The sequence below is a fragment of the Microbacterium sp. B24 genome (assembly GCF_000333415.1).
Classification (GTDB): domain Bacteria; phylum Actinomycetota; class Actinomycetes; order Actinomycetales; family Microbacteriaceae; genus Microbacterium.
Genome location: NZ_BADB01000215.1, coordinates 1 through 6,920, shown reverse-complemented (window position 1 = coordinate 6,920; position 6,920 = coordinate 1). Strand labels below are relative to the sequence as shown.

Here is a 6,920-nt window from a genome sequence, read left to right as displayed (position 1 = left end):
GAGGTTGCCTCGCCGATGCCGCCGCCGCCCTGGTAGAGCGCTCCCGACGGCTCGGTCGCGCTCAGCTCGTCGCCGGCGACGTCGGGGCCGAGCGCGGGCGCGGGAAGGTCGAGCTCGGTCGTGCCCAGCCACGACGGCAGCACACCAGCCAGGGGCTCACGCAGCGGCAGGTTGAGGTGCACCGGTCCGGCCTGCCTCGTGCCCGTGCCGAGGGCGGCCGCGACCGCGTCCTCCGCAACCCGGCGGAGCATCATCGACTGCTCGCCGGTGCCGTCCGCATCGAGCGCGTCGGGCACGGGCAGGTCTTCTTCCAGACGCATGTTCGGCGCGAACATTCCGGGCTGGCGGGTCGTCTGGTTGGCGCCGACGCCGCGCAGCTCGGGAGGACGGTCGGCCGTGAGCAGCAGCAGGGGCACGCCGGCGTGATGCGCTTCGAGAGCCGCGGGCAGCAGATTCGCGACCGCGGTGCCGGAGGTGCACACGACGGCGGCGGGCATGCCCGACTCGCGGCCGATGCCGAGCGCGGTGAAACCGGCGACGCGTTCGTCGATGCGCACGTGCACGCGTACGTCGCCGCGCTTCTCCAGTTCGGCGGCGACCAGTGCGAGCGCCTGAGAGCGCGATCCGGGGCTGACGACGATGTGCGCGACCCCGAGTTCCGCCAGGCGTCCGAGCAGGGCGGCTGCGGCATCCGTCGCCGGTGCACGACCGGCGAGAGCGCTGTCGTCCATGTCAGGCGACGCTGCCGCGACGGTGCTCGTCCGGGTCGTCGTCGCCGCTCACCGGCGGATGCGACTGCGGGCCGCGGTCGGGATCGAGCCCCTCGGCATCGAGGGCGGCGAGCTCCTCTTCGAGGCGACGGATGCGCTCGTCCTGATCGGCGATCGAGACGCTGCGCAGGCTCCCGAGGAAGTCGGGGTTGTCGTCGGGTGCGCGGAAAGCGTTCTGGGGCCGCGCTCGGCCGCGACCGACCACGAACCACATCACGCCGCCGATGACCGGAAGCAGCACGACGATGACGATCCACAGCGGCTTGCTGACGCCGCGGTGACGAGTGGGCGGCTGCAGGGCGCAGTCGACGATGCTGTACACCCAGAAGGCGATCAGCAACAGCGCCAGAGGCAGCAGGATGCGCACCACCCCTCCATCCTAGGCGGCGCGCGCCGTGCGAGATCCGAGGACGGCGCACCGACGCCACGCGCGTAGGCTGGACACATGCGTGTCCGTTCGGCCCTCGTCTACACCGTCCTTCGTCTTCTGGTGTTCGTCGTGCCGTTCGCGATCATGATGCTCTTCCAGATCATGCGCGAGTACTACTGGCTGTCGGCGATCTTCGCCGCGCTCATCGGGCTCAGCCTCTCGGTGCTCTTCCTGCGCCGCCCGCTCGACGATCTGACCGCCGGTCTCGCCGCGCGCCGGCGTGCCCGTCGCGACACCGACGAAGACGCCGAGGATGCCGCGGCCGACCAGGTCGCCTCGACGCCGTCGGAGTGAGCCCGTCGGCGGCTCCTCGAGCGGGCGCGCTCAGCCGGTGAAAGCCCAGTAGAGCAGCAGCGACAGGGCCAGCGAGGTCAGCGAGGTCAGCCCCAGCGCGACGACCAGCTCGCGCGGTGCGCGGTACGTCCAGACGATGAGCACGGCGCACGCCGCGGGGATCAGCGCGAGCATCGCCAGCCATGCCAGCGGGTAGAACACCGCGAGGATGGCGACGAGGGCGAAGGCGATGACGACGAGCGCGGTGAACAGCACCTGCGTGGCGCGCCGACCGATGCGCACCGTGAGGGTGCGCTTGCCGGCGAGACGGTCCTGATCGATGTCGCGGAGGTTGTTCGCCAGCAGCACGGCGCAGGCCAGCAGGCCGGCGATCACGGCGCCGAACCAGCTCTCCTGCGGCACCGTGCCGATCTGCACGAACGTGGTGCCCACCGTGGCGACGAGACCGAAGAACACGAAGACGAACAGCTCGCCCAGTCCCGCGTAGCCGTAGGGACGCTTGCCGCCGGTGTAGAACCACGCGGCGACCAGGCAGGCGGCGCCGATGAGCGCCATCCACCAGTAGCCGGTGCGGACGATGATGGCCAGACCCGCTGCCGCGGCGATCGCGAAGAAGACGAGGGCGACCGTGAGCACGGTGCGCGGCTTCGCCCGGCGCGAGGCGGTGAGGCGGGCGGGACCGACCCGATGGTCGTCGGTGCCGCGGATGCCGTCGCTGTAGTCGTTCGCGTAGTTGACGCCGATCTGAATCGCCACCGCCACGACCAGGCAGCACAGGGCCAGCACCCAGCGCAGCGGCGTCCCGTCGAGACGAGCCGCCCCCGTGCCGATGACCACGGGCGCGACGGCGAGCGGGAGCGTCCGTAGGCGCGCGGCGCCGATCCAGTCGCGCGCGGTGGCCCGTGTCACGTGCGCGGGATCGCCCGACACACGCGCGCGCTGCGGATTGCCGCGCGGCTTCTGCTTCGCGTGATGCGCCGCGCGCGACTTCTTCTTCCGGGTGCTGCCTGCCACGCCAGAATCCTATGCCCGGATGGGCATGGATCCGCTGTGACGGCGTCGCGGACCTCAGCGCTCGGGAGCGATCCGCTCGGCCCACGCGCGCGCGAGCGCCGCCAGGGCCGGCCGGTCGGGCTTGCCACTGGCGAGCATCGGCAGTCGCGGCACCCGCAGGACGGCACGGGGCCGAGCCGGCGCACCGAGCTCATCCCCGACGAGCCCGCGGAGGGTCGGAAGGTCGGGATCGGCCTCTGCATCCGCGGCATCCGACGTCACCCCCGCAGCCACGACGATCGACGCCTCACCCCAGCGCTCGTCGGCGACCGGCACGACGACCGCATCGACGAATCCGGGGACGGTGCGGACGATGCGCTCGACGCGATCGAGCGAGATATTGATCCCGCCCGAGACGATGACGTTGTCACGGCGACCCGTGACGGTCAACCGACCGTCGAACCGCCCGGCGTCGCCGGTGCGGTACCAGCGCACACCCGCGTCGTCGCGCACGAACGCGGCGGCGGTGCGCTCCGGCTCGCCGAGGTAGCCGTCCGCGAGTGTCGGTCCCGACACGTGCACCTCCCCGTCGACGATGCGCACGCCCACGCCGTCGAGCGGGATGCCGTCGTACACGCAGCCGCCGGCCGTCTCACTCGATCCGTACGTGCGCACGACACGGATGCCGGCCTCGTTCGCGCGCGCGGCGAGCGCCGGCGGCAGCGCCTGGCCGCCCACGAGGACCGCGGCGAAGCCGGCGAGGGCGCGGCATCCGGCAGGGTCGTCGAGAAGCGTCTGCAACTGAGCAGGAACGAGGGACGTGTAGGTCGGCACCCGCTCGCCCCCGCGACTGGACGCCATCGACGATGCCGCGGCGACGAACGAGGCGGCGCGGAACGGACCCGCCAGGACGGCGGGCTCGTTGCCGGCGACCAGCGCGCGCACCAGAACCTGCACACCCGCGATGTAGCCCGGAGCCAGAGCGAGCAGCCATGAGCCGCTGCCGAGGCGAGCGGCCGTCGCCATCGCCGATGACGTCAGGGCTGCCCGACTGAGTGCGACGGCCTTCGGGTAGCCGCTGGAGCCGGATGTCGTGACGACCACCGCTGTTCCGGCCGGCACGTCCCGGGGCAGCTCGTCTCCCCCGCCGAGCGCGATCGCCGGCCCCGCCCCGAGCACCGCCGAACGCAGACCCCGCAGCACCGCGCGGGCATCCGCTGCGTCGACCCTCTCCAGCCGCACGTTCGTCTCCGGGAAGGTCAGTAGTGGTACGGGTACGGCGACCAGTCCGGGTCGCGCTTCTGCAAGAACGCGTCGCGGCCTTCGACGGCTTCGTCGGTGCCGTACGCGAGACGGGTCGCCTCGCCCGCGAACACCTGCTGACCGACCATTCCGTCATCGATCGCGTTGAACGCGAACTTCAGCATGCGGATCGCCGTCGGCGACTTGCCGAGGATCGTCCGCGCCATCGCGATCGCTTCGCGCTCGAGCTCGGCGTGCGCCACGACGCGATTGACCGCGCCCATCTCATAGGCACGGGCGGCCGAGTACTCCTCGGCGAGGAAGAACACCTCGCGGGCGATCTTCTGGCCGACCTGGCGAGCCATGTACGCCGAGCCGTAGCCCGCGTCGAACGACCCGACATCGGCATCCGTCTGCTTGAAACGGCCGTGCTCGGCGCTGGCGATCGACAGGTCGCACACGATATGCAGCGAGTGTCCGCCGCCCGCCGCCCACCCGGGGATCACCGCGACGACGACCTTCGGCATGAAGCGGATGAGGCGCTGCACCTCGAGGATGTGCAGACGACCCGCACGGGCAGGATCGGGCGCCGTCGCGTCATCGGCGGCGTAGGTGTAGCCGTCACGACCGCGGATGCGCTGGTCACCGCCCGAGCAGAACGCCCAACCGCCGTCCTTCGGGCTCGGGCCGTTCCCCGTCAGGAGCACGACCCCGATGCGCGGGTCCTGACGTGCGATGTCGAGAGCGCGGTACAGCTCGTCGACGGTGTGCGGGCGGAACGCGTTTCGCACCTCGGGACGGTCGAACGCGATGCGCGCGATGCGACCGTCACGCGAGACGTGCGCGGTGATGTCGGTATACGCATCCGCACCCGGGGCGAGCATCCACTCCGCGGGGTCGAACAGCTCGGAGACGAAGGAGTCGGTCACCCGCCCAGCCTACGCGCGGGCGCCGTCATCCGGCCGGGGCGCGCGTCCTGCCCCCTCTACGCTGGAGCGGTGACGTCGCCCCACCGCATCCTGACCCTGCTCGCCGCCGGCACCCTCGCGCTCGGCCTGTCCGCCTGTGCGTCGACCGGCGATGCGCAGCGCGCCGAGACCGAATCGCCGACTCCGGCCGGCACGGCCGAGGCCGACGCTGCGTGCACCGGGTCGGAGGGTGTCACACTCACGGTCGATTCGTCGGCGCTCAAAGGCGGCTCATCCGAGACCTGGTGCATCATCGGGACGGGTTCCGTGACGATTTCGAACGCACTGAACTTGGTCGGCGTGAGCATCGAGGGCACGAAGCAGTACGGCGATCAGGTCGTCTGCCGCGTCAACGGGCTGCCCTCGGCATCCGCTCCGGTCGGCTCGGCGCAGGACCCCGCGTACATCGAGAAGTGCGACGCCATGCCCGCGGCGTTCGCCTACTGGGCCCTGTGGACCAAGCCGGTCGACGGAGCCTGGGACTATGCGCAGGAGGGCCTGTCGACCCTGACGGCACAGCCCGGCGAGAGCGTGGAGTTGCTGTTCACCCTCGACGGCGCCCCCGCTGCACCGGCGGCGTGAGCACCACTGCCGCTGATCGCTGCCGACGCGCGTAACCTCGGCGCGTGAGCTTCCGCCCCGGACCCCTGCGCGCCGCCCTCGCTCTGGCGGTCGGCTTCGTGGCGGTCCGGGTCGTGTACCGGGTGCTCTTCCACGGCGTGGACGGCACCGGCGCGGTGCTGCTGCCGCTGCCGGTGTGGCCCCTGGCACCGCCGCTCGCCCACGTTCGGATGTTCGGCCCGGTGACGGCCGACGGGCTGACGGCGGCCGTCGTCGGCGCACTCCCGATCGCACTGACCATCCTCGCCTTCGGGATGCTCAGTGCGCTGCTCGACCTGCCGGGACTGCTCGCGCGCGGCGCGCGACGTGTCCCTTCCAGGGACTCGCGCGGGCACTGTCGATCGCGTGGGCCGCACTTCCGTCGCTCGCCGATGCGGCACGCACGGCGCGGAGGGCGCAGCGTCTGCGCGGCGAGCGCGGCTTCGGGATCGGCATCCGCGTGCTCGCGCCGGTGCTGGAGGCGACCATCGAGCGTGCCACCGCCGTCGGCGCGTCTCTGGAGCTGCGCGGCTACGCCGGTCGCACGATCGAGGGCGACTGCCGCTCTCCGATCGCGCACGGACCTCTCGCGCTCGGGTTCGGTGACGACACCGTCGTGACGATCGACGGGTCGAGCGTCGGGGCGGATGCGGTGAGCGACGGCATCCGCAGCGGCTCGCTGACGGTGCTCACCGGCGCCACCGGCTCGGGCAAGACCACCCTGCTGCGTGCCCTGAGCGGGCTGCACACCCATCTCGACGGCGGGTGGCTCGACGGCGGCCTGTCGATCGCGGGGCACGATCGCGCCGACACCCCGCCGCGGGACCTGTCGCGGCTCGTCGGCGTGGTGCTGCAGAACCCCCGCGCCGGGTTCGTGACGACGAACGTGCGCGATGAGATCGGGCTGGCGCTGGAGCTGCGCGGGCTCGCCCGCGTGCTCGTCGACGAGCGTGTTCGCGACGTCGCCGACCGTCTCGGCATCACGGCGCTGCTCGATCGGCGGCTGCGGGAGCTCTCCGCCGGCCAGGCGAGCCTCGTCGCCATCGCCGCCGCCATCGTCGAGCAGCCGGTGCTGCTGCTCGTGGATGAGCCGCTCACCGACCTCGACCGCTCCGCGCGTGCCCGGATCGTGACGCTGTTGGGCGCGCTGGCGCACGAGGCCGGCATGTGCGTCATCGTCGCCGAGCACCGCGGCGCCGAGCTCGCCGGCGTCGCCGACACGTGGTTGCACGTCGCGGCGGCAGCCGGGGCGGCACCCGCGACCGTCACCACCCGGCCCTCGCCGTTCACAACTCCGGAGTTTCCGCCTCCCCTCCCCACCGAAGGGCCGCCGCGGGCCGCGACCGCAGCGGATCTCCGGAGTTGTGAACCGGCGCTCTCGACGCGGGTGACCGTCCGCTACGGGCAGCGCCTGGCCGTCGACGATGTCGCCGTGACGCTGCACCCGGGCGAGGTGATGGCGCTGGTCGGGCCCAACGGCGCAGGCAAGTCGAGCCTTCTGCTCGCCCTCGCGACCGGCGAGCACGCCCGTGACGTGCGGCTGGTGCCCGACGACGCCGACGCGCTCTTCGTGCGCGACAACGTCGCCGCGAAATGTCGCCGCACCGACCGGCGGGCGCACCT

Annotated in this window: 9 protein-coding genes; 4 read left to right on the top strand and 5 right to left on the bottom strand. The window is 72.3% G+C overall.

Translation table 11 applies throughout. The annotated features are described in order from the left end of the window. Both I5I_RS05590 and I5I_RS05585 read right to left on the bottom strand, forming a co-directional pair. On the bottom strand, nucleotides 1–731 hold a 731-nt coding region (locus tag I5I_RS05590; protein ID WP_036317473.1), incomplete at its 3' end, for a thiamine pyrophosphate-binding protein. A gap of 1 nt (nucleotide 732) precedes the next feature. Beyond that, nucleotides 733–1,140, bottom strand: a complete 408-nt coding sequence (locus I5I_RS05585; RefSeq protein WP_036317472.1) for a PLD nuclease N-terminal domain-containing protein — start codon at nucleotides 1,138–1,140, stop codon at nucleotides 733–735. Nucleotides 1,141–1,215: 75 nt separating this feature from the next. Here I5I_RS05585 and I5I_RS05580 point away from each other — a divergent pair, with 75 nt between their 5' ends. Then, entirely contained in the window at nucleotides 1,216–1,494 is a 279-nt protein-coding gene (locus I5I_RS05580; RefSeq protein WP_036317471.1) for a DUF4229 domain-containing protein, read from the top strand. 30 nt (nucleotides 1,495–1,524) lie between these two features. Here the strand turns inward: I5I_RS05580 and I5I_RS05575 are convergent, their stop codons facing one another. From I5I_RS05575 to I5I_RS05565, 3 genes are read right to left on the bottom strand one after another with little or no spacing between them, the layout of a single operon-like run. After that, the gene (locus I5I_RS05575; protein WP_036317470.1) at nucleotides 1,525–2,508 is read right to left on the bottom strand and encodes a 1,4-dihydroxy-2-naphthoate polyprenyltransferase; all 984 of its coding nucleotides are present in this window, start codon (nucleotides 2,506–2,508) and stop codon (nucleotides 1,525–1,527) included. A gap of 54 nt (nucleotides 2,509–2,562) precedes the next feature. Next, complete coding sequence (locus tag I5I_RS05570; RefSeq protein ID WP_036317468.1) at nucleotides 2,563–3,729, bottom strand: AMP-binding protein; 1,167 nt, start codon at nucleotides 3,727–3,729, stop codon at nucleotides 2,563–2,565. 17 nt (nucleotides 3,730–3,746) lie between these two features. Beyond that, nucleotides 3,747–4,658 carry a 1,4-dihydroxy-2-naphthoyl-CoA synthase gene (locus I5I_RS05565; RefSeq protein WP_036317466.1) on the bottom strand — a complete coding sequence of 304 codons (912 nt, stop codon included), beginning with the start codon at nucleotides 4,656–4,658 and terminating at the stop codon, nucleotides 3,747–3,749. A 69-nt stretch (nucleotides 4,659–4,727) separates the two neighbouring features. Between I5I_RS05565 and I5I_RS05560 the strand changes: the two genes are divergently transcribed. The 3 genes from I5I_RS05560 to I5I_RS17500 all read left to right on the top strand — a co-directional run. Continuing rightward, complete coding sequence (locus I5I_RS05560; protein ID WP_036317465.1) at nucleotides 4,728–5,279, top strand: hypothetical protein; 552 nt, start codon at nucleotides 4,728–4,730, stop codon at nucleotides 5,277–5,279. Nucleotides 5,280–5,323: 44 nt separating this feature from the next. After that, the gene (locus tag I5I_RS17505; RefSeq protein WP_239640030.1) at nucleotides 5,324–5,917 is read left to right on the top strand and encodes a hypothetical protein; all 594 of its coding nucleotides are present in this window, start codon (nucleotides 5,324–5,326) and stop codon (nucleotides 5,915–5,917) included. Continuing rightward, on the top strand, nucleotides 5,914–6,920 hold a 1,007-nt coding region (locus I5I_RS17500), incomplete at its 3' end, for an ABC transporter ATP-binding protein (RefSeq protein WP_306305727.1). The genes I5I_RS17505 and I5I_RS17500, both read left to right, overlap by 4 nt.

Excerpts from the sequence above, each read along its gene's own strand:
- I5I_RS05580 (WP_036317471.1), top strand. The coding sequence starts at position 1,216 with ATGCGTGTCCGTTCGGCCCTCGTCTACACCGTCCTTCGTCTTCTGGTG.